Consider the following 21,791-nt stretch of genomic DNA (forward strand, 5'->3'; position numbering starts at 1 on the left):
TCTTGGATCGGGAAAGGCGTCTTTTAGACGGTGAGCTCTGTCGATTAAAGCGCCTTGGCGCGGGGTCGCCATGCGCGGGCCACCCAAAACGGGACAGTGCTAGGGGCACCACTGCCCCGGCTACCGCTAGATGACCTCGCGCGCCCGCAGTTCCGCGATCGCGCCTCCGTCATAGCCGAGCGAGGCCAGCACCTCGTCGGTATGGGCGCTGAGCGCGGGGGCCATACGGTCGAGCCGGCCGCCGCCATGAGCGAGCTGAAAGCCGCTGCCGGCAAAGCGCAGGCGCCCATAGGGCGTATCGATTTCCTGAATGGCGCCGCGCGCCGCGATCTGCGGATGGTCGATCACTTCCTCGACCTTCCAGATGCTGGCGCAGGGCGCGCCCGCGGCCTCCAGAATCTTCTCCCACTCGCGCGGGTCCTTCTTCGACAGCGCCTCCTCGATGATCGCCCGTAGCGCCACCTCGTTTTCCTGCCGGGCGAACCAGTCGGCGAAGCGGGGATCGTCCAGCGCATCGGCTCGATCAAGCGCGGTCATCAACGCGCGGTATTGCTTCTCGCTGTTGACGGCCAGCAGCAGATAGCCCTCGCCCGCCCTAAACAGATTGGCGGTCGGCCGGCGGCTCACCGCCTGATTGCCGGAGAGCTGCTGGCGGTGCCCGGCGACCGAATAGTCCGCAACCTGCCCGGACAGGAACGCCAGCGTCGCCTCCAGCATGGAGACGTCGACCAGTTGCCCCTTGCCGGTGTGCGTGCGCTGGAACAGCGCGCTGGATACGCCGAACGCGGCCGTGGCGCCGGACAGGACATCGCAGACCGCGAAGCCTGCCCGCGTCGGCCCGGTCTCGGCATGGCCGGTGATCGACATGATGCCCGAGAGCGCCTGGATCTTGCCGTCATAGCCGGCGCCCAGCCGTTCCGGCCCGGTCTGGCCGAAGCCTGAAATGGCGCAATAGATCAGCCGCGGATTGATCGCGGAGAGCGCGGCGTAGCCGATGCCGAGCTTGTCCATCACGCCGGGGCGGAAATTCTCCATCACCACGTCAGCCTGCGCGGCGAGCTGCTTGACGATGGCGATCGCTTCCGGTTTTTGCAGATCGAGCGTCAGGCTTCGCTTGTTGCCGTTGATCGCCTGCCAGCCCGGCGCGAGGCCGCGCTCGGCCCATTCGCGGCTCAGCGGCGTGCGGCGCATGTCCTCGCCCTCGCGCCGCTCCACCTTGATGACGTCGGCCCCGAGCAGCGCGAGCTGGTAGCTCGCATAGGGGCCAGCCAGCACCTGCGTGAAGTCGAGAATCTTCACGCCTTCGAACGGTCGGGTCAATGGAACGTCCTCCTGCTTCTTTCTTCCCTCTCCCCTTGTGGGAGAGGGTGGACGCGATGCGAAGCATCGCGGACGGGTGAGGGGTTCTTTCCGCGAACACCGAATGCGCAGAGAGATACCCCTCATCCGGCAGCCTTCGGCTGCCACCTTCTCCCACAAGGGGAGAAGGGAAGTAACCCGTCACGCCGCGCGGTTACCGCGCGCGATTTCTTTCTGCTTGTCGAACTCGGCGCGGCGCCTGGCCAGCTCTTCCGGACTCATCTGCGCAATGTTGTTGTAGTCGAGCTTCCAGGAAGCATCCTCGCTCCAGCGCAGCGGCGACTGCATCGTGGTGCGCGCGCCGGGAGCGGACTCCAGCAGCCGCAGCGCCAGTTCGAGCGTCAGCGCCTGCGATTCCACGTCGTGCGGCTTGCCGGCGGAATTGCCGAGCGGGAAATCCGAAAACAGGAAGCGCGGCGCGGCCGCGTGTTCGACGATGTCCTTGGCGCACCCCATGACGACGGTGGCGATGCCGTTGGCTTCGAGATGACGCGCCACCAAGGCTGACGTCTGGTGGCAGACCGGGCAGTTCGGGACGATTATAGCGGCGTCGACCTTGTCGGCCTGGCAACGCGCGAGGATTTCCGGCGCATCGACATCGATGGTGACGCGGTGGCTGCGATTGGTCGGCGCGCCGAAGAAGCGCGGCGCGACCTCGCCGATCCGTCCCGAGGCGGCGGCTTTCAGAAGCTGCGGCAGCGGAAACCACGTGCCGCTGTCGGTCGCGGTGGTGTGCTTGCGGTCGTAGCCGATATGCGAGATCCGCAAATCGTGCTGCTTCGACGTGTCGCCATCATAGACCTGGTAGAACTTGGCACTGCCATTATACGCCGCGCCCGGGCCCTGATCGCCCTTGGTGGGATCATATTGGGCCGCGGTGGTGATGATGGTGACGCGCGATTGCGCAAGCGGCTTCTTCAGCGGCTGGAACGGCGCATCGACATAATGCGCCCAGCGGTAGGGCGTGGTGTAACCGATCGCCGCGTAATAATCACGGGTGCGCTGCATATAGGGAATCGCGGAATCGTAGTCGGGCGCAAAACCGAGCTGATCGTCGAGGGGGCCGGACATTGTGTTTCTCCTGCGTTTCCACCGCGCGCGTAAGATCGATTTTCGGGAAGACTAGAGATACTCGGCCGGTTCCTCAACTGCCGAAAGTGCAACTCAAACCCGCATGACCGGCGACCAGCGCCGCTGCCTCTTCTCCCTCGCCCCGCTCTTCGCGGGGTCGAGACGAGCGAAGCTCGCTCTTAGAGGGTTGGGGTGAGGGGCTCTCTCCACACGCACGACGCCAATCGATAGACCTGTACCCCCTCACCCGAACGCACCTCTGCGCTCGCAGGCGACGCGCGCCCCGAGTTGATGCGACGGCTCGTGTCCCTCGAAATGACACGGAGAGCTGTCATGCCCGCGAAGGCGGGCATCCAGTACGCCGCGGCCTATCGGTTCAATCATTGACGTCTCTGGAATACTGGATCACCCGCCTTCGCGGGTGATGACGACGGAATATGAGCTGGCGTTCTCGCGGCGCATTGCGTCCGAGGTTTGCTATCAACTTCCCGCCCTCTTAGTCAGAGGGCGCAGGGAAGACCGGGTGCGCGCTGCACCCGCGGTCTCGTGTGCAATGTACACAAAGAAGTGCGCACACGAGCATACAGGGTCCAGCGGGTTTGTGACACTCATCGTAAGTCCCCCACGTAAAACGTCGGCTCAAACGTCTTCTTCGATTGCAAATGGGCCGCGAAAGAATGCCTTGATGCTTTCATCGTCCATCTCCCCGCCCAAGCGGGCCATTTCCTTCAAAACCCGGGAGCAACTGGTGTAGGACAGAAAAGAATCATTCGTCGCATTCTTCATTCTGAACCAGTTCGTAAACTGGCTGCATAAGGAGACAGCTTCCGCGCTTTCAGCGGAGTTGCCTTCGTCGATGTCGGCCTGTTTGGCGGCGCCGCTGACGAGCTTGTCGTTCAATTCCACGAATTTGTTCCAGACTTCCGGCGTCGCGCGAGCCATCCGAACAACCGAGAGTAAATTCGACATCTTCGCCGGAGGCTTATCCAGATCCTCGATGTTTGACCGGCCGCCACTGGCCTTGGAGCGAGCCTCTTCCCAAGCCCACAGCTCGTATTGCCACGGATAGTATTGGTTCTTCTGATCTGTCATTCGTCGCCTCAATCACATTCGATGAGCGCCCGCTTAAGCTCGTAGGGCGGATTGGAGCCGAAGGCGTAATCCGCCCTACGCACTTAATTCAGACCCCCGCGACCGACGACCAGACCTCCGCAAGCTTGCGCCTGAACGCCTGCCGGCGCGTCAGGGGCACGGCCTTTTCCTCATCCTCGGGCAGGCGAAGGCCGACCACGTTGACCCGGCCGCCGCTAATACTGCGCGCGACAAGAACGATGGGATCAAGCACAAGCTCGGCGCCTTCCTTCGGCGCGTGATCCAGATGAATGTCGAAGTAATCCGCCAGCGTCAGCTTCGCCTGCTCTGCTCCGGCCGATACGCCGTAGATCTCAGCCAGTTCGCCGAGCGTGTGCTCGCCCGATACCATGAAATCGCCGAGCAGATGCGGATCGGGCGCCGAGCTCGGCGCCATGTCGACAAAGAAGCGATCGAGCGCCTCCGCCTTTTCCGGCGGCGCCAGCAGATAGACGTAGTCACCCGGTTCGACCGGACCGGCCTCGGCAGGCGAAAGAATCCGCTCGTCGCGGATCACCAGCGTCGGTTTCGACCAGGACGGAATGAGGCCGCGCCGGAAGTAGAGGCTCTTCGGCCGCACCGGATAGCCGACCAATTGCTGTTCGAGCTGGCCCGGCAGATCGAGCTCGACGCGCCGCGGACCGCGGTCGGCGCGCGGCAGCGCCACGTGCAGCCAGCGCGCCGCCGGCGCCAGCGTCCAGCCCTGCAGCAGCAGCGAAATCACGACCACGACAAAAGCGACGTCGAAATAGAGATAGGCTTTCGACAGCCCGACCAGCATCGGGATCGACGCGAGAAAGATCGCGACCGCCCCGCGCAGGCCGGTCCAGGCGATGAAGACCTTTTCCCGCCAGTTGAACCGGAACGGCACGAGACACAGCAGCACCGCGAGCGGCCGCGCCACGAGCATCAGCACCAGCGCCACGATCACAGCGGGACCCACGCTGTCCAGAAGCCGCTGCGGCGAGGCCAGAAGGCCCAAGAGAACGAACATCACGATCTGCGCCAGCCAGGTCGCGGCGTCGAGAAACGTCACCACCGAATTATGCGCGCGCGTCGGCCGGTTGCCGATGATGATGCCGGCGAGATAGACCGCGAGAAATCCGGAGGCGTGCGAGATCTGCGCCACGCCGAAGATCACCAGCGCGGCGGTCGTGACAAAGGGCGCATGCAAGCCCTGCGGCAGCGCCACACGATTGAGCGCCAGCACCACCAGACGGCCACCGATCACGCCAAGGATGGCGCCGAGCAGGCCTTCGCGCGCGAGCTCCATGACGACATGCGCAGGCGAGCTTTCACCGCGTGAAATGAATTCGACCAGCATCAGGGTGAGAAAGATCGCGAACGGGTCGTTGGTACCGGATTCAACTTCCAGGGTTGCTCCGACACGGGGGCGCAGGCGCAGGCCCTGCGTGTGAACGAGCAGGAACACCGCCGCGGCATCGGTCGATGCCACAACAGCGCCGACCAGCAGCGACTCGGTCCAGTTCAGATCGAGCGCATATTTAGCGGCCGGTGCCGCGATCAGCGCGGTGAGCAGCACGCCGACCGTCGCCAGCACCATCGATGGCGCAAGCACCGTCCGAATGCTTTGAAACTTGGTCCGCAGGCCGCCGTCGAACAGGATCAGCGCCAGCGCCACCGATCCCACCAGATAGGTGGTGCGGACGTCATCGAAGCTGAGCTGGCCCGGCCCGGCATCGCCGGCCAGCATGCCGATCAGGAGGAACACCAGCAGCAACGGCGCCCCGAAGCGCAGTGCGAGCAGGCTCGACAGAATGCCCGCCATGACCAGAATGGCGCCCAGAAAGATCGCTATGCTGACCGAGTCGAGAGAAGCCATGAACCTCCGCAATAACCTTCGCAATCGCCGCAAATACTTGCAATTGCATCCTTATCGTTGCCACAGTTGATCGCCAACCCATTTCTGCGATAGCGGCAATGTGCCCGAGTTTAAGGGCTTAAACTGACTTGGCCGGCCCATGTATCGATGGCCCGCCCGCCCTGTTTGTGGAAATCTGCCCACCGTTCGAATCAAATTTGTCTGCGCTGCCCTGACGAGATTTTGCCGATGGACACGTTCCCGAAAGAGATCATTGAGTTTTTGCAATCGACCGCGCGATCGGTCGGTGCAGAGATCACCTCGCCATGGTTCTATCTGCAGTTTGGGCTGATCCTGGCCGCGGCCGGCATCGCCTATGCGGCGGATACGGCAATCCGCGGGCGGGTCGACATGACGTCGCTGGCCATGCGCTGGCCGTTGCCGCTCCGGCATTTCGTCCGCGTGCTGGTCGGTAGCGCGTCGACCGCGGTGTTCGCGATCCTGGTGATCGCGGAGCGCGTCACGATGTACCACCTGACGTGGCCAAGCCGCAGCTACCTCCTGATGGTCGCCGCCAAGCTGGCGCTGGCGTGGCTCGTGATCCGGCTCGTGACCTCGGTGATCAGCAATGCCTTCATCGTCAAGCTCGTGTCGATAACGGCATGGCTTGTCGCGGCGCTGAGCATCCTCGGTCAGCTCGAACCGGCAGCGGAAACGCTGGACTCGTATGCGATTGAGATCGGTGGCTTGCGGCTGACGCCGTTGCTTCTGATCAAGGCTGGCGCACTGTTGATCGCGACGCTGTGGCTGACCAACATCGCCAGCAACTTCATCGAAAGCAGGATTACCCGCGCCAGCGACCTGACGCCGTCGATCCAGGTACTGCTGGTCAAGATTATCCGCATCGGACTAATGGTGGTGGCGATCGCGATCGCGCTCGGCGCCGTCGGCATCAATCTTTCGGCGCTTGCGGTCTTTACCGGTGCGGCCGGCGTCGGCATCGGTCTGGGCCTGCAGAAGATCGTCGCCAACTTCATCTCGGGCATCATCCTGCTGGCGGACAAATCGGTGAAGCCCGGCGATCTCGTCACTATCGGCGACAGTTCGGGCCGGATCAGCGCAATGAAGACGCGCTACATCTCGGTTGCCGCCGGCGACGGCCGCGAGTTCCTGATCCCGAACGAGGACCTAGTGACGCAGAAGGTCGTCAACTGGACCTATACCGACAAGAACACGCTGGTGAAGGTACTGTTCAGCACCAATTACGACGCCGATCCGCGCGCGGTGTGCAAGCTGGCCATCGACATTGCCGGCACCGTGCCGCGCGCGATCAAGAACAAGCCCCCGAACTGCATCCTGACCGAATTCGCCGAGGCCGGGATGAAGTTCTCCCTGACCTTCTGGTTGCCCGATCCTGACGGCCTGGACAACGTCAAGAGCGAGGTGATGCTGGCGCTATGGGATGCGTTCAAGCGCGAGGGGATCCGTGTTCCCTATCCGGTGCGCGAAATCCGCATCCGCGGCGGCGCGCTGCCGGTCGAGCCCGTGGTGGAAGTTTCCGGATAGATGCAAGTCTTTTTAGGGCCTCCAGCACCTCAGCCTCGGCTTGCCGCAGGCCGCTCCGATCACTAAGTTAGACGATTAAATCAACCATTCCTGTTCCCCAAAGCATGACCCGCCCATGAGCTATATCGAAGCGTCAGACACCTCCTTGCGAAAGACCGGCCAGATCAAGCTGCATGGCGCGAGCGGGTTCGCCGGCATGCGCAAGGCGGGCGCGCTGGTCGCCAAATGCCTCGACGAGCTCACCGACATCGTCAAGGCGGGCGTCCCGACATCACGGATCGACGAATTCGTCCGCGACTTCGCCTTCAGCCATGGCGCCTATCCGGCGACGCTGATGTACCGCGGCTACCGCTACTCGACCTGCACCTCGATCAATCACGTGGTCTGCCACGGCATGCCGGGCGACCGCGCGATGAAGGAAGGCGACATCGTCAATATCGACGTCACCTTCATCGTCGACGGCTGGTACGGCGATTCCAGCCGCATGTATGCGATCGGCCCGATCGCCCGCAAGGCCGAGCGGCTGATCGAGGTCACGTATGAGGCGATGATGCGCGGCATCGCCGCCGTGAAGCCCGGCGCCACCACCGGCGATATCGGCCACGCCATCCAGAGCTTCGTCGAGCCGCAGGGCATGAGCGTGGTGCGCGATTTCTGCGGCCACGGCCTCGGCCGCATGTTCCATGACGAGCCGAACATCATCCATATCGGGCGCCCCGGCGAGGGCGTGATGCTGAAGCCCGGCATGTTCTTCACCATCGAGCCGATGATCAATCTCGGCAAGCCGCACGTGAAGATCCTGTCCGACGGCTGGACCGCGGTGACGCGCGACCGTTCGCTCTCGGCGCAGTTCGAGCATTCGGTCGGCGTGACCGCGACCGGCGTCGAGATCTTCACGCTGTCGCAGCGCAACGGCGAGAAACCGCTGGTTACGACGTAGTTGGGCCGGTGCCTGGCTCTCCCGCGCAGGGAGCTGACGATTGGGCGGAGGAACGCCGCCCTCTGGCGGAACTCGTTGCGGCCTGCCTCATCGCACGTATCGTCCTTCTCGCGGGCCGTTTCATCGAGGCTTTCCGCGTGGACCGTCCCGGCCGCGAGCCTTGTTTGCAAATGCCTCGCATGTGCTGAAAGCCCTGCCTCGCCAAGCCCGCGCCGCATTGCGGCAACACGCCTTGTCATTGAGCTGCAATGACACCGGAATATCCCGGGTTGTGTGGTGTAGCACGTAGCGTGGGGCCCTTCGGAACAGAAGTCTCTGGCGGGCAAGGGATCAACCAAGGGAGCATGGGCAATGTTTGAAATTTCACGTCGCGATCTGGTTCTCAGGAGCACTGGGGCAGCGCTCGTTTTCGGCCTCCAGGGGCCTGTGTCATTCATCGGGGCGGCGCAGGCGCAGCGGGCCGCGGACAGCCTCAAATACAAGGTCGGCGAGATCGAGGTCTTCAGCCTGCATGAGGGCAGTGTTGAGCGTGCTCTCGATGCCAACTTCGTCAAGAACGCCTCGCTGGACGACGTCAAGAAGGCGCTGACGGCCGCCGGAATCGGCCCCGACAAGTTCGACAATCCCTTCACCGTCACCGCGATCCGGACCGGCGGCAAGGTCGTGCTGTTCGACACCGGCTTCGGAAGCAATGGCCCGTCGACCGTGGGCAAGCTCGCCAACAACATGAAGGCGGCCGGCCTCGATCCGGCTGCTGTCTCCACCGTCGTGATCTCGCATTTCCATCCCGATCACATCTCCGGCCTGTGGGTGAAGGAGACCAACGCGCAGGTATTTCCGAACGCGGAAATCCTGATGCCCGAGGTGGAGTACAAGTTCTGGACCGATCCGGCGCTGGTGGAGAAGATGCCGGAGGCTGCCCGCGGCAATGTGCGGCGCATTCAGTCGACCTTCCCGACCTGGAAGAACATCAAGCAATATGTCGATGGCGCTGAACTGGTCCCCGGCGTGCGCGCCATTGCCACGCCCGGCCACACCATCGGCCACATGTCGTTCCTGGTGGCCTCGGGCGGGCAGCAATTGTTCATCCAGAGCGATGTGACGGGTATCCACCAATTGTTCGTCAAGAATCCCGGCTGGTTCTCGATGTTCGATTCGGACGGACCGAAGGCGGAAGCCACGCGGCGCGCGTTCTTCGATCGCGTCATCGCCGAAAAGGGCATGATCGCCGGCTATCATTTCGGCTTCCCGAATGTCGGCACGCTGTCGAAGGACGGCAACGGCTATGCGTTCGCGGCCGTGAAAGCTTGATCGCGGCAAGCGGCAAGTTCTGAACGACCCGAGGGCGCCGTGCTCTGCACGGCGCCTTTTCCTCAGCTACCCGCAATTCCGGGTTGCAAAAGCTGGGCAGCACGGCATGTTTACGGCCGATGCCAGCCAAGACCAGCAATCCCCCGGATCAACCCGCCGATACGCCGCACTATCACGGCCACCGCGAACGCTTGCGCGAGCGCTTCTATGCGGCCGGTCCGGAGGCGCTGAGCGACTACGAATTATTGGAGATGGCGCTCTTCCCAGCCCTGCCCCGCCGCGACACCAAGCCGTTGGCGAAGGCGCTGTTGAAGAAATTCGGCTCGTTCGCCGAAGTCATTCACGCGCCGGTGGCGCGGCTGCGCGAGGTCGACGGCATCGGCGAGGCTTCGGTCAACCAGATCAAACTGCTGGCCGCCGCCGCCAACCGCGTCGCGAAAGGCGAGATCAAGCGCAAGATTGCGCTGTCGTCCTGGAACGACGTGATCGATTATTGCCGCAGCGGCATGGCGTTTGCCGACAAGGAGCAGTTTCGCCTGCTGTTCCTCGACAAGCGCAACCAGTTGATATCAGACGAGGTGCAGCAGACCGGCACCGTCGACCACACCCCGGTCTATCCGCGCGAGGTGATCAAGCGGGCGCTCGAACTATCGGCTACCGCATTGATTCTGGTCCACAACCACCCCTCCGGCGATCCCACGCCCTCGCAGGCCGATATCCAGATGACCAAGGCGATCGTCGAGATCGCAAAGCCGCTCGGCATTTCCGTGCACGACCACATCATCGTCGGCAAGAACGGGTACGCGAGCTTCAGGAGTCTTGGGCTGCTGTCTTAGCGGGGCGGACCACCGCATTGGAAGAGCCGGCCACCACATGGCACTGGCCGCCACGCGGCGAAGCTCACCCAACACGCGACCTGGTTCGGATCGATGCCCCTGCACCATTGAGCGCCAAACGGCGGAACATCGCGTCGGCCTGAGCCGGCGTCAGTCCGGGCCTTCGCTCAAGCCACCACGTCAGCACCGTCAAGAGCGTGCCGACGACAAATTGCACCACCAGTTCGCGCGAGACGGCGCCGTCGTCCCGCGCCGCCGGCAGCTCCTTACGCACGAACTCGGAGAGAACCTTGCGAAGTTCGCCGATCGCCACGACGCCTCCGCGTCCACCGACCATCGCAAGGTAGACGTCCGCGTAGCCGGCGGCGTGCTCGAACATGGCGCGGCTGAAGCCCAGAGGTTCGTCTTGCGCTCCATCAGTCCCGGTGCGGGCAGCGCGCTGTGCATCCGTGAGCTCGCGGCGCAGAATCTGAAAGCCATTCCGCAACAAGTCTTCCTTGCCGGTGTAGTGACCATAGAAGGTAGAGCGGCCGACATCGGCCTCGTCGATGATGTCTTGAATCGTAGTGGCTTCGTAGCCCTTGCGCAGAATCAAGGACATGAGCGCGCTGTGCAGCGCCTTGCGGGTACGTAGCGCGCGGCGATCGATCACCTCGGCCATCTATCAAAGCCATAAATTCCCGGACAATTTCTCGAAATTGTCCGATAGCGAACATCGCTCGTCGGTCGTCCGTGGACCATACCGAACATGGTGTTCATCATTATACACCCTGTCCTGATGCGAGCAAAAGGAGGACACCATGCTCGATATCATCGCTGCCATATTCGTTGCGGCGCTGTACGCAACCATCGTCGGTACGCTGGTCGGATTATCGCCGCTATCGGCCGCGGCAAAGCTCGCCCTGTTCGCGGCGGCGGCGGCATGGCTCGGGTTTGTAGTCGCGATTGCCGCGTTCGGCTGGCTCGCACCGGGAGTTTTTGGCCCGATGCCGGGCACGCTACTGCCGTTCGCCACGATCCTCGCGCTCCTCTTCGGAGGCTGGTCTCTTGTCCCCGAATTCCGCAGTGCCGTTCTCGCCGTGCCGCTGGCGGCCTTGGTTGGGGTGCATGCGGGGCGACTGGGCGGCGTTGTCTTTCTACTGTTCTATGCGGACGGCCGCTTGTCCGCGCCGTTCGCGCCAGTCGCCGGGATCGGCGACATGCTTACAGCGGCATTCGCGATCGCGCTGGCGGCGACGCTGGCACTCAATCTTGGCGTACCCCGGATTTTGCTCGTCACCTGGAACGCGTTCGGCGCTCTCGACCTTGTCGTGGCAGTTTCGCTCGGATTGCTCTCAATGCCTGGCACACCGTTTCGTATCTTCACCGAAGAACCCGGCACGTTGGTCATGACCACGGTGCCAGGAGTCCTCGTGCCGGGGATGGTCGTTCCGATCTTTCTCTTCGTGCATTTTGCAATTGCGGCAAAGCTGCGAACGGCCGCCGCCAAGCCCGGCCGCCTGGCGGTTGCGTAATCGAGAACGGACAGGCCATGGGTGATCAACCGTTGCGAAATACGGATATCGCCGAAGCCGGCGGCAAATCGGCCGGCGCCGAGGCAAACCGTGGCATCGGATTTCCGCGCATCTATGACCTGCTGATGCGGATCCTTACGCGAGGGCGGGAGCAGCAGTATCGGCAGGAACTGCTTGACCTTGCGGGCGTCGCCCCGGGTCACTGCGTGCTGGATATCGGATGCGGAACGGGCACGCAGGCGATCGCAACTTACCGTCGAGCGCAGCCGGGCGGCTCGGTCGTCGGTGTCGACGTCTCCGAGAACATGCTCGCCACCGCACGCCGCAAGGTCCACCGCGCCGGCGTTGACATCGCGTTTCATCACGCGGATGCGGCTCGGCTGCCGTTCGAAGACGGCCGCTTCGATCTCGTTACGATCACGACCGTGATGCACATGATCCCGCCGAGCCGGCGCCGGCTTTGTCTCAGTGAAGCGTCCCGGGTTCTCAGATACGGCGGCCGGTTGCTGCTGATCGACTACGCCGGCAATCTCGAAGCACGAAGTCACTGGAGCGCGAAACACGGCCGGCATGGGCTCTTCGACCTATACAGCTTGAGCGAGCCGCTGTTGGACGAGGGATTGGATGAACTGGACGGCGGACCGCTGCGGTGGCTCAGCCTCCACTTCCTGCGCGCAACAAAGAGACGAACGTCTGCAGACGCCGCTGTCTGATTCGCCGTGGCCGAGGTTGCCGTAGGGAGAGGGAAAAAGGCCGCCGCAGGATCATCACGAATGATCATCAACTACAGCCCCCTGTCCTTCCCGCGAAGGCGTGACGCCGAAAAGGGAGCCACGTCAATACGCTAGTGCGCGCACAGGGTCTGCTGCACGATCACCCCCAGCGCGACCTCGCACCATGAAAATCACGACCGACGATATTAAAATCAGGTGATCGCAACGCGCAGTTGCGCTAGTATCCACGCGTCGAACATTCCGCGGCGCGATGCTTCCGCGTCGAGGGCCCGACAAACTAACGTCGGATAGGTTTTCGCATCGGAGGACCTCATGACCAGCACTTCAGACACCGTAAAAAGCCCTCAGGCCGGTTCGGATACGGCGCCGCTGCGCGCCAAGTGGGGCTGGATCGTCGCACTCGGCGTCGTCTATCTCATCGCCGGGTTTATCGCACTTGGCAGCGTCGCGATGGCCACCTTCGTGAGCGTCCTCGTGGTCGGCGTGATGATGATCGTCGCCGGCGTCGCAGAGGTGTTTGGCGCCTTCCAGATCAAGAGCTGGGGCAAATTCCTGCTCTGGGCCCTGCTCGGCGTGCTCTACATCATCGCCGGCTTCGTCACGTTCCAGAACCCGCTGCTAGCCGCGGTGCTACTGACCCTCGTTCTCGGCGCATCGCTGTTGGTCTCGGGCATCATGCGGATCGTGCTGGCGTTCAGCATGAAACGGGAAACGCCCTGGATCTGGGTGGCGCTATCCGGCGTGATCACGCTACTGCTCGGCGTACTGATCCTGCTGCGCTGGCCGGTTTCGAGTCTCTATATCCTCGGCCTGTTCCTCGCCATCGATCTCATCATGGCCGGCGCCGGCTGGATCGGGCTCGGCTTCGGCCTGCGCCGCGCTCGCTGAGATATGGTTGGCGGACTGCGCAGCGCAGTCCCTTGATCGACGAAAAGGAGGCGCCCATGCGCTGGATCTACCTCGCCGTCATCATTCTGTTCGTCGCTGCGACCGTCATCTTCGCACTGCAGAACTTCGAGGTCGTCACCATGTCCTTCCTCGGCCTGAATGCCCGCGTGCCGCTCGCAGTGCTGGTCGCCGTCGCCTACCTGCTGGGCGCAGCGACGGGCGGCAGCCTGTTCGCACTGCTGCGCCGATCTTACGAAGGGTCGAGGGGAAGTATCGGAGCGTCCTGAGTTGAGTGTCGTTTCATCTCCGATCAACGAGGGTGATGATGGACGAAACAGCGCGCGAACCTGTCCTGGTGGACCTCGCTTTGCAGGGCGGAGGCTCCCACGGCGCTTTCACCTGGGGCGTGCTCGACCGGCTGATCGAGGAGCCGTGGCTGCGGATCGAGGCAATTTCCGGCACGTCGGCGGGCGCGATGAATGCAGCCCTGGTGGCCGACGGATGGACGCAAGGCGGTGCCGATGGCGCGCGGGCGGCGCTCGCGGCCTTTTGGCGAGGCGTGTCGGACGCTGCCGCATTCAGCCCGCTGCAGCGCTCGCCGCTCGACCGACTAATGGGCCGCTGGACGCTCGACACGTCACCCGCCTATGTCGCCATGGACCTGATGGCCCGTGTGCTTTCGCCTTATGATCTCAATCCGCTCGGCCTCAACCCGCTGCGTGCCATCCTCGCCAAAAGCATCGATTTCGACCGACTGGCGCGGGCATCAATCAGGCTGTTCGTCACCGCGACCAACGTGCGCACCGGCCGCGGCCGCATCTTCCGCAACGCGGAGATCACGGCCGACGTCCTGCTTGCCTCGGCCTGTCTACCAACCATGTTCCAGGCGATCGAGGTCGACGGCGAACCCTATTGGGATGGCGGCTATGCCGGCAATCCGACCCTCACGCCGCTGGTGCGAGAAAGCGACGCTCACGACGCCATCCTGGTGCAGATCAATCCGCGCGAACGACCGAAACCGCCGCGCACGGCGAACGAAATTCTCAACCGCCTCAACGAAATCTCCTTCAACTCGCCGCTCATGAAGGAATTGCGCATGATCGCGCTGCTGCGCCAGGTGGCGGACCCCGGGCACGGCGAGGGCGCGCGCTGGGCCGGAATGCGCACGCACCGGATCATGACCGACACACTCACGGCGTTCGGTGCATCATCGAAACTCAATGCTGAATGGGAGTTCGTTTCGCTGCTTATGGAAGAGGGACGCAAGAGCGCCGACGCATTCCTCAAGGCGCATGCTGACGACCTCGGCCGGCGCTCCACCGCCGATATCGATGCGCTGCTTGCGGAGTGCTGAGGGCGATGACGCTGCTGGGACTTCTCGGCATCCTGATCGGGCTCGGCCTGCTGATCTTGTTCGCCTATCGGGGCTGGAGCGTGTTGCTGCTCGCGCCGTTTGCCGCGCTGGTTGCCGCACTGTTTTCCCGCGAGCCGCTGCTGGCCCACTGGACCCAGACCTTCATGGTCAGCGCGGCAGGCTTTCTGGCCCAGTTCTTTCCGCTGTTTCTGCTCGGCGCCCTGTTCGGCAAACTGATGGAGGACAGCGGCTCGGTCGCCGCGATCGCGGCCTTCATGACGCAGCGGCTGGGCACGCGGCGGGCCGTGCTCGCCGTGGTGCTCGCCGGAGCGCTCGTCACATATGGCGGCGTCAGCCTGTTTGTCGCCTTCTTCGTGCTCGCACCGATGGCGCACGAGCTGTTTCGCAACGCCGGCATTCCGCGGCGGCTGATGCCGGCGGCGATCGTGCTCGGCACCTCCACCTTCACCATGTCGGCGCTGCCCGGCACGCCATCGATCCAGAACGCGATCCCGATGCCGTTCTTCGGCACCACGCCGTTCGCCGCACCCGGCCTTGGCATCCTGGCATCGTTGATCATGCTCGGCTTCGGCCTGTGGTGGCTCAACCGCGAAGAGGCCAACTCAAGAAAGAGCGGCGAAGGCTTCGGCGACGGCGTTCCCATGCCTTCCGCCCATCTTGCCACCGACGAAAAGCTGCGCGAACGCGCCACCACCGCGCGGGAGTTCGATCCGGCGGAGATCTTATACGGTGCGGCAACCGACGCGCCGCCGTCGGTTGCACTCGCGGGACTGCCGCTCATTGTGGTGATTCTCGTCAATCTCGCGATGTCGCTGCTCATCCTGCCGGCGCTCGACACCCGCTTTCTCGCCGATGCTCGCTGGGGCGAAACGTCGCTCGCTGCCGTCGGCGGCGTATGGGCTGTCATCACAGCCCTCGCCTGCGCGATCGTGACGGTCCTCGCCGTCAGCCATCGGCGATTGCCGGCCCTGCGCGCAACCATGGACGCCGGCGCCAACGCCGCCGTACTGCCGGCCCTGAGCGTTGCGAGCCTGGTCGGTTTCGGCGCCGTGGTGGCGGCGATGCCCGCCTTCGATGTCGTGCGCGACACCGTGCTCGGTATCGGCGGCGGACCGCTGGTCTCGCTCGCGGTGGCGACCAATGTGCTCGCCGCGCTCACAGGCTCGGCATCGGGCGGGCTGACCATTGCGCTCGACGCACTCGGAGGGACGTATATGGCGCGCGCGGCGGAGATCGGCCTCGATCCCGCGCTGCTGCATCGCGTGGCGGTGATCAGTTCGGGTACGCTCGACAGCCTGCCTCATAACGGCGCTGTCGTCACGCTGCTCGCCGTCTGCGGATCGACGCACCGGGAGAGCTATCGCGACATCGTCATGGTCAGTATCGTCGGCGCACTCGTCGCCCTCGCTGCCGTCATCGCGCTCGGCTCGGTAGCGGGATCGTTCTGAGCCATCGGCGCTGACGTCATTCGCGGGAACGCGGGGGGTCATGTGCCAAGCCATGCCGTGAGCCTTGATCTGTGCCTGACCAAGCCATCCTGATTGAAGTGGTGAACGCAAAAATGCGCCCATGAATCTTCGAACGCCATCTCCATGTCACCTGTGACCGACGTGGTACCCAACCCGATTTCTGCATAGGTAAACTCGAAACTGCCACTAGGACGCGCCAGCGCAATGTGGAATGGCTGCCCAGTAAACTCGTTGATCTTCGGCCGGCCGGTGCTCCGCATGACGCCTTGTATCTCTACCCTTGCGGTTCTGAGTTCCAAGTTCGCGTCGAGATCTATCGGCAGGAACAACGTCTCGCAAAATTCTGAGCAGGTGGACGCGAATACGGCGAAAAGATTGCTCAATGGTTTGCATGCCTCGCCCGAGATGATCGTTTCAAGCGCGATCCGTTGAGCTTCATCTGCACGCTCGTCGATGACGATCTGGCGCCGGCCGTTTCCGTCCTTGATTTCGCCAGGCCACTTGTACAGCCCCGCCCAGTTCAGGCCCGAGAGCGGCGTATCATTGAAGTGGCCTTCGACGATGGTGCCGACGAAGGCCGACTGGCAGTAGCCATGGGTACTCGGCAGGTTGAACTGGCAACCGCAATTCATAGCGCAATTGCAGTTATCGTAAGTCTCGCTCTTGAATAGCCATTGATCAGCCATCTTGCTGCGCCTCCCAAAAGCGATGACGCTCAATTCGACTTTGCGCGAGCTTCAAGTCGGAACGAAGCGATAGGCGCCATTCTTGCGCTCGACAAAGCCGGTGCCAGGGAACGGCAGGTGAGCGCCGATCAGCCGGCGCTTGTCAACGACGAGTCGATCAAGCAGGCGCAGGCGGGTCGAGATGCCCCGATCAGGCTCATGGTCGACTGGCACCGGCCACGACGGATGCTGGAATGAGATCACAGCATGCGTAAGCGCGTCCGCAACGATGACGAGACCATCCCCACCGGCGATCTCGACCGAGATGTGGCCCTGCGTATGCCCTGGCGTATCGATGACCCGCACGCCACTGACAATCTCATCGCCATCCCGTACCGTCCTTATCTTGTCCTTGACGTGCGAGAAATGGTTCTTGGCGCCATTGGTGATGCGATCGCTGGTTGCCAAGACTGCCGGCAACCTTCGCATCACATCCGGGTCGGCCCAAAGGTTCCATTCGACGGCCGAAACGAAATAGCTCGCATTCGGATAGATCGGGTTGTCATCCGCGTCGAGGATGCCCCAGAGGTGGTCGGGATGGCCGTGGGTCAGGACGATCTTGGTAACGGCCGCCGGTGGAATGCCGGCAGCTTCGAGGTTCTCCGCAAGCTTTCCCGCCGTGGGCTGGTGGCGCGGGCCGGTGCCCGTGTCGACCAGGACCACATCGGACTGGCTACGGATCACCGCGACAGTGTTCACGAGCTGGAGCCGTTCGCCGGTTTGTCCGGCTGCGTTCAGGGCGGCTTCGCGCTCGGCGGGCGGAGAGTCCGGCGTCACGAGGAAGCCCGCTGGAAGGAAGAAATGGCCGTCGCTTACGACCAGGGTCTCGAGGCTGCCTGATTTGTGGACCGGTACCATATGGACGGCTGCTCTTGCCGGTCGCAGCGAAGTCACGCACGCAGATGCGGCCAGAGCCGCTGCAGCCGATTCACGCAGAAATTGGCGACGAGCTATTCTGTGAACATGCCCTGCAGTCACGACGCTTCCCTCCCCGTTGGGCGCGAAGCTTAACTGGCGCATTTGGTTGCTGGATATCCTGATGCCGCGAGGTTCTATCCGGAAAGCGCGTAAAACGTGGAAATCGCCTTCCAGGAACCAACGATCATTATCCAAAAACTGCAAGAATGATCGGAACATTCCCGGCCCCCGATGCCCATGCCCTCGGTATGCGTGGTATGCTCGATCAACACGGAGGCGAGCATGCAGCTTGGCACAGCGCCGCTTCTGGAGCAGATGCCCATCTTCCACAGCCGCAATGTGGAAGAGACCGGTGCGTTCCTGCGCGCGAAAGGCTACCGCTTCGACATCGCAGGGCGGCAGGCCCGCCAGCTCGATGCGCGCCTCAACGGCGTTTACACGCCGGGCTTCTACATGGGCTACGTGCAATACGGCGGCGCATCGGTTGTCCTGTCTCCGAGCCCCGCCCGCACCGACACCTGGATCCACCTGCCGCTTCGCGGGCAACTTGAAGCCACCATTGGCCGTGACAACGTCGTTTGCGATCCGAACCTTGCCACGATCATCTCGCCGACGCGCGAGAAATGTCGGCTGGTATCGGAGGCCGATAGCAGCCGCATCCAACTGTCTTTGACCAAATCCAGCCTTACAGGTCAGCTTGCCGCCCTGCTCGGCGAGCCACCAACCGCTCCCCTCGACTTTGCGCCCACCATCGACCTCGCCGCGGGGTACGGCCGCAGCCTGGCACGCTACGTGCTGATGGCCGTCGCGGACCTGGAACAGGCGGGATCGGTGCTCTGGAGCCCGACGACGATGAGCCAGTTCGAGCAGTTCATTATGACCGCACTGCTGCTGTCGCATCCGCACAATTACAGCAACGCGCTGCGACGCCTCGATAGGCCGATTGCGCCGCGTGACGTAAGGCGCGCGGTCGACTACATCGAAGCCCACCTCGATCAGGCAGTCACAGTGGCCGACCTCGTTACGGCGACCGGGGTCGCGGGCCGAACACTCTTTATGCACTTCAGGGATTTCAAGGGCGTCTCGCCGATGCGCTACCTGCGGAACGCCCGCTTGAGGCAAGCTCGCCAGGCCTTGCTGCGGGCCGACCCGGAAGCGAATGTCACCGAGATTGCCATGAGCACGGGGTTCACCCACATGGGCCGGTTCTCGATCACCTACCGCACGTATTTTGGGGAAAGTCCTTCGGAGACGCTGAGAGGTCAAGCGCAGCAGCTTCGGAAGCAACCGTAGTTTGGAAAGCTCCAGGCCGGCAATCGCGTTTGCTGCGTTCAGTCGATCCACCAAGGCAACGACTGGCTTCGTGCTGAGGTCTCCTTTGAAGGTTTTCGGATGCCGGCCCATGACGGTAGCGCGGCGTACGCCGGCGCCGGCGTCCGAAAACCTTCACAGTAGGCGACATCGTTGACACACGATGGTCAATCGGCACAATCGAACTGTCCTCTACAGGAACAAGGTGCGGCAATGGATGCCAACTCAGTGTCTGGCAAATGTTTGTGCGGCTCGATTGTTTTCCAATACACCGGGGCACCGAACTGGACGGTGCATTGCCATTGCGAGAGTTGTCGACGAGCAACCTCTTCCCCAATAACGACATGGATTTCAGTCCCACGCAGCGCGTTCGCGTTCACGAAGGGCGCGCCGCGCTATTTCCATTCTTCGCCAGGCGTTCGGCGTGGTTTCTGTGAGAATTGTGGGTCACCCCTCACATATGAGAATGAACGGATAGAGGCAGAAATTCACATATATGCGGTGTCGCTGCTCGATACGAATTATGCGTCGCCGAGCTGCCATGTCTTCGTTAACGAACAACTACCTTGGTTCGAGGCGCTCGATGACTTGCCGAGGTTTGCAACGACCGGTCGCGACGGTGCCTCGCCTATCCGCATCGGTCCTAAGAAGAAATTGGATTGATCTTTCGTGCCGAGGGCCAGTTAGTGTCGGGTCTCGGTTGGATAAATGAAAGTAGATTTCGCCGAATTGTCCGCCGAACCGACCCACACCAGAAGTTGACCGCGAGAGCCGTAACCGCGCGAGGACATGTCTCGCCCAAAGCGGGAACAAACAAGAGCCCCGCCGAAGCGGGGCTCAAGATGATCTCAATACTTGCGACCTGAACCGCCCTGATCAGACTGGTTCTTCATCGCAGGTGCCGGCGCATTGTTGTTCTGGTTGGTCTGCCCCGACGGCTGGTTGGCGCTCGGCTGATTGCCGCCTCGCGCCGGGGCCTGTCCAGTCGTCTGACCGGCCGGAGGCCGTTGCGTGCCGGCCTGGCCGGTAGTTGCCGGCTGGTTTCGTCCAGCCTGACCCGTTGTCGTAGGCTCGTTCTGCCGGGCAGGCGCATTAGCCTGACCGGTATTCTGGCCGGTCACGTTCTGCCGCGCCGATGGCTGCTGGCCGGCCGTCGTCGACTGGTTCTGAGTGGCGCTTATCTTGTTGGACACTCCGAGCGCGGCAACAGTGCGTGTATCAATCGTGCCGCTGGCCTGCAGGCCCTGCCGCCGCTGGAAGACCATCAAAGCCTCGCGCGTCCGGGCGCTGAACACGCCATCCGCTCTGCCAGTCAGCAAACCGCGTTGGATGAGCACCCGCTGCACCACGCGGATTTCGTCGGGGCTCAGATCGAGCGCGGCGACGCTGCCGCCGCCGATGCGGCCACGACCCGTGAACCGCGTCCTCGGTCCGGCCGGGACAACGTCCACGATCCTCCGGCTCCGATCCACGAACACGATCTCGTCCTCCACAACGAAGAAGCTGTAGTCGCGGTAGGCCGGGAACGTGTCGATCAATACGGGGAATGCCGCGACCGACACAAAGGAGACATGCCGTGGCACCACGACGCCGGTGTTGACCCGGAAGTTGATGGAGTTGAAGTTAACCCGCGCCACGTCGCGCGAGCCAAGCACCGACTGCTGCAGCGTTGTCTGCTGTTGTGAAGTCACCGACACGCGGCCCGACATGCTCTGAGCAGCCGCGCCCTGGCCTTCTGCCCGCACACTGGTCTGTCCCTGGGTGTTGGCGCCGGTCGTTGTGGACTGACCCTGCTGCGCCTGACCTTGGGAAGGAGCACTTGGCCTGGCGCCGGTGCCCGTCGTCGTACCCGGCCTTGCATTCGGACCCGCCGTTGCCGCACCGGTTTGGTCACGGCGCTGCTGGGTTGTCTCTGCGGTTGCCGGCGTTTGCTTTTGCTGCGCCTTTTGTTCGGACTGACGCGTCTGGTCGCGCTCGCCACGGCCTTGCCCCACGGTCTGGTCCTTTTGCTTACCATAGGACTGGTCCTGCGCCTTTCGTTCTGACTGACGCAGTTGATCGCGCTCGCCGCGACCTTGCCCCACGGTCTGATCCCTTTGCCCGCGCTGCGACCGATCCGCGCCGATCTGTCGCTCGCCCCTATCCATCGCGCGGCCGCCCTCTCTCATTCCTTCGCTACGCTGTGCGCGCGATGGCGCAGCAGCAGGGCTTTCCGCCCGGCCGCCTGCTCGGCCTTGCGTCATCCCTTCACTGCGGGATGCCCCGCCTGCGCCCTGCGAAATTCCACCTCCCGACTGCCTCTGTTCGGCGGCACCGCCACCGGCTCCTCCACCGGCGCTTGTTCCGCCCCCGGCACCTGCTCCTCCGCCGGCACCCATTCCGCCACCGCCGCCACCCTCACGCATGCCCTGCGCCGCCGCCAGACTGACGCCGGCGAGCAGCGCTGCTGTGGTCAGCAGGAACCTGCTCTTTCTAATGCTGTGCATGTGAATCTCCTCCGTTTTCCTCGCAGCATTTTTTCGACGCGGTACTTTCGAACTGCGCAGTTCAAGGCTCCGTTATGAGTGATGGACCTGCTGCAAACGAGCGCTCGTCCGAGTTTCCGATCTGCTGGGAAAACGAAGCCCCGATGCCATTCGTTCCCCGTTCAGGACTGTTGCGTCAGCGGGACAAATGGGTTCCGGTGCGAAACTGGCTCCGGTCAAACCGACGCGAATGATCCTGACCGGACGTTGCGCCCCCAAGGCAGGAACTGTGGTACCCTCTGTCAAACGCGATGGGACGGTTCAACGAAGCGGCCGCTCCTCAAATGGCGCTTGCT

The 21,791-nt window shown here is 63.1% G+C and carries 19 protein-coding genes; 11 read left to right on the plus strand and 8 right to left on the minus strand.

The window, feature by feature from the left end; translation table 11 throughout:
* Nucleotides 1-126 precede the first annotated feature (126 nt).
* The 4 genes from GWE18_RS20595 to GWE18_RS20610 all read right to left on the minus strand — a co-directional run bounded on the left by GWE18_RS20595 (nt 127) and on the right by GWE18_RS20610 (nt 5,404).
* A complete protein-coding gene (locus tag GWE18_RS20595) occupies nt 127-1,320 on the minus strand; it encodes a CoA transferase (RefSeq protein WP_275187535.1) in 1,194 nt (397 codons plus the stop codon).
* A gap of 180 nt (nt 1,321-1,500) precedes the next feature.
* On the minus strand, nt 1,501-2,430 hold the full coding sequence (locus GWE18_RS20600; protein WP_275187536.1) for a glycine/sarcosine/betaine reductase selenoprotein B family protein: 930 nt from the start codon (nt 2,428-2,430) through the stop codon (nt 1,501-1,503).
* Between the two features lie 639 nt (nt 2,431-3,069).
* Entirely contained in the window at nt 3,070-3,522 is a 453-nt protein-coding gene (locus GWE18_RS20605; RefSeq protein WP_275187537.1) for a hypothetical protein, read from the minus strand.
* An 88-nt stretch (nt 3,523-3,610) separates the two neighbouring features.
* Nucleotides 3,611-5,404: a potassium/proton antiporter gene (locus GWE18_RS20610; RefSeq protein WP_275187538.1), complete on the minus strand. Its 1,794-nt coding sequence runs from the start codon at nt 5,402-5,404 to the stop codon at nt 3,611-3,613.
* Nucleotides 5,405-5,632: 228 nt separating this feature from the next.
* Here GWE18_RS20610 and GWE18_RS20615 point away from each other — a divergent pair, with 228 nt between their 5' ends.
* From GWE18_RS20615 to radC, 4 genes are all read left to right on the plus strand, one after another.
* Nucleotides 5,633-6,949, plus strand: coding sequence for a mechanosensitive ion channel domain-containing protein (locus GWE18_RS20615; protein WP_275187539.1), 1,317 nt, complete (start codon nt 5,633-5,635; stop codon nt 6,947-6,949).
* A 115-nt stretch (nt 6,950-7,064) separates the two neighbouring features.
* Entirely contained in the window at nt 7,065-7,889 is an 825-nt protein-coding gene (map, locus tag GWE18_RS20620; RefSeq protein WP_275187541.1) for a type I methionyl aminopeptidase, read from the plus strand.
* 351 nt (nt 7,890-8,240) lie between these two features.
* Entirely contained in the window at nt 8,241-9,200 is a 960-nt protein-coding gene (locus GWE18_RS20625; protein ID WP_275187542.1) for an MBL fold metallo-hydrolase, read from the plus strand.
* Between the two features lie 119 nt (nt 9,201-9,319).
* Nucleotides 9,320-10,036: a DNA repair protein RadC gene (radC, locus tag GWE18_RS20630; RefSeq protein ID WP_275187543.1), complete on the plus strand. Its 717-nt coding sequence runs from the start codon at nt 9,320-9,322 to the stop codon at nt 10,034-10,036.
* 64 nt (nt 10,037-10,100) lie between these two features.
* Here the strand turns inward: radC and GWE18_RS20635 are convergent, their stop codons facing one another.
* Entirely contained in the window at nt 10,101-10,697 is a 597-nt protein-coding gene (locus GWE18_RS20635) for a TetR/AcrR family transcriptional regulator (protein WP_275187544.1), read from the minus strand.
* 139 nt (nt 10,698-10,836) lie between these two features.
* On the opposite strand from GWE18_RS20635, the gene GWE18_RS20640 reads away from it, so the two are divergent.
* The 6 genes from GWE18_RS20640 to GWE18_RS20665 all read left to right on the plus strand — a co-directional run bounded on the left by GWE18_RS20640 (nt 10,837) and on the right by GWE18_RS20665 (nt 15,995).
* The gene (locus GWE18_RS20640) at nt 10,837-11,550 is read left to right on the plus strand and encodes a hypothetical protein (protein ID WP_275187545.1); all 714 of its coding nucleotides are present in this window, start codon (nt 10,837-10,839) and stop codon (nt 11,548-11,550) included.
* Nucleotides 11,551-11,567: 17 nt separating this feature from the next.
* A complete protein-coding gene (locus GWE18_RS20645) occupies nt 11,568-12,263 on the plus strand; it encodes a methyltransferase domain-containing protein (protein ID WP_275187546.1) in 696 nt (231 codons plus the stop codon).
* Between the two features lie 333 nt (nt 12,264-12,596).
* On the plus strand, nt 12,597-13,172 hold the full coding sequence (locus GWE18_RS20650; RefSeq protein ID WP_275187547.1) for an HdeD family acid-resistance protein: 576 nt from the start codon (nt 12,597-12,599) through the stop codon (nt 13,170-13,172).
* Between the two features lie 56 nt (nt 13,173-13,228).
* A complete protein-coding gene (locus GWE18_RS20655; RefSeq protein WP_057850106.1) occupies nt 13,229-13,459 on the plus strand; it encodes a hypothetical protein in 231 nt (76 codons plus the stop codon).
* 38 nt (nt 13,460-13,497) lie between these two features.
* Nucleotides 13,498-14,526: a patatin-like phospholipase family protein gene (locus GWE18_RS20660; RefSeq protein WP_275187548.1), complete on the plus strand. Its 1,029-nt coding sequence runs from the start codon at nt 13,498-13,500 to the stop codon at nt 14,524-14,526.
* A gap of 14 nt (nt 14,527-14,540) precedes the next feature.
* Nucleotides 14,541-15,995 carry a GntP family permease gene (locus GWE18_RS20665; RefSeq protein ID WP_275187681.1) on the plus strand — a complete coding sequence of 485 codons (1,455 nt, stop codon included), beginning with the start codon at nt 14,541-14,543 and terminating at the stop codon, nt 15,993-15,995.
* 38 nt (nt 15,996-16,033) lie between these two features.
* On the opposite strand, the gene GWE18_RS20670 is transcribed toward GWE18_RS20665, so the two are convergent.
* Complete coding sequence (locus GWE18_RS20670; protein WP_275187549.1) at nt 16,034-16,702, minus strand: DUF1326 domain-containing protein; 669 nt, start codon at nt 16,700-16,702, stop codon at nt 16,034-16,036.
* A gap of 51 nt (nt 16,703-16,753) precedes the next feature.
* A complete protein-coding gene (locus GWE18_RS20675) occupies nt 16,754-17,599 on the minus strand; it encodes an MBL fold metallo-hydrolase (RefSeq protein ID WP_275187550.1) in 846 nt (281 codons plus the stop codon).
* Nucleotides 17,600-17,941: 342 nt separating this feature from the next.
* On the opposite strand from GWE18_RS20675, the gene GWE18_RS20680 reads away from it, so the two are divergent.
* Nucleotides 17,942-18,952 (plus strand): AraC family transcriptional regulator, encoded by a 1,011-nt coding sequence (locus GWE18_RS20680; RefSeq protein WP_275187551.1) that lies wholly within the window; start codon nt 17,942-17,944, stop codon nt 18,950-18,952.
* Between the two features lie 866 nt (nt 18,953-19,818).
* Here GWE18_RS20680 and GWE18_RS20685 read toward each other — a convergent pair.
* A complete protein-coding gene (locus tag GWE18_RS20685; RefSeq protein WP_275187552.1) occupies nt 19,819-21,054 on the minus strand; it encodes a peptidoglycan-binding protein in 1,236 nt (411 codons plus the stop codon).
* Nucleotides 21,055-21,791 lie beyond the last annotated feature (737 nt).

The organism is Bradyrhizobium sp. CSA112 (assembly GCF_029051645.1).
GTDB lineage: Bacteria > Pseudomonadota > Alphaproteobacteria > Rhizobiales > Xanthobacteraceae > Bradyrhizobium.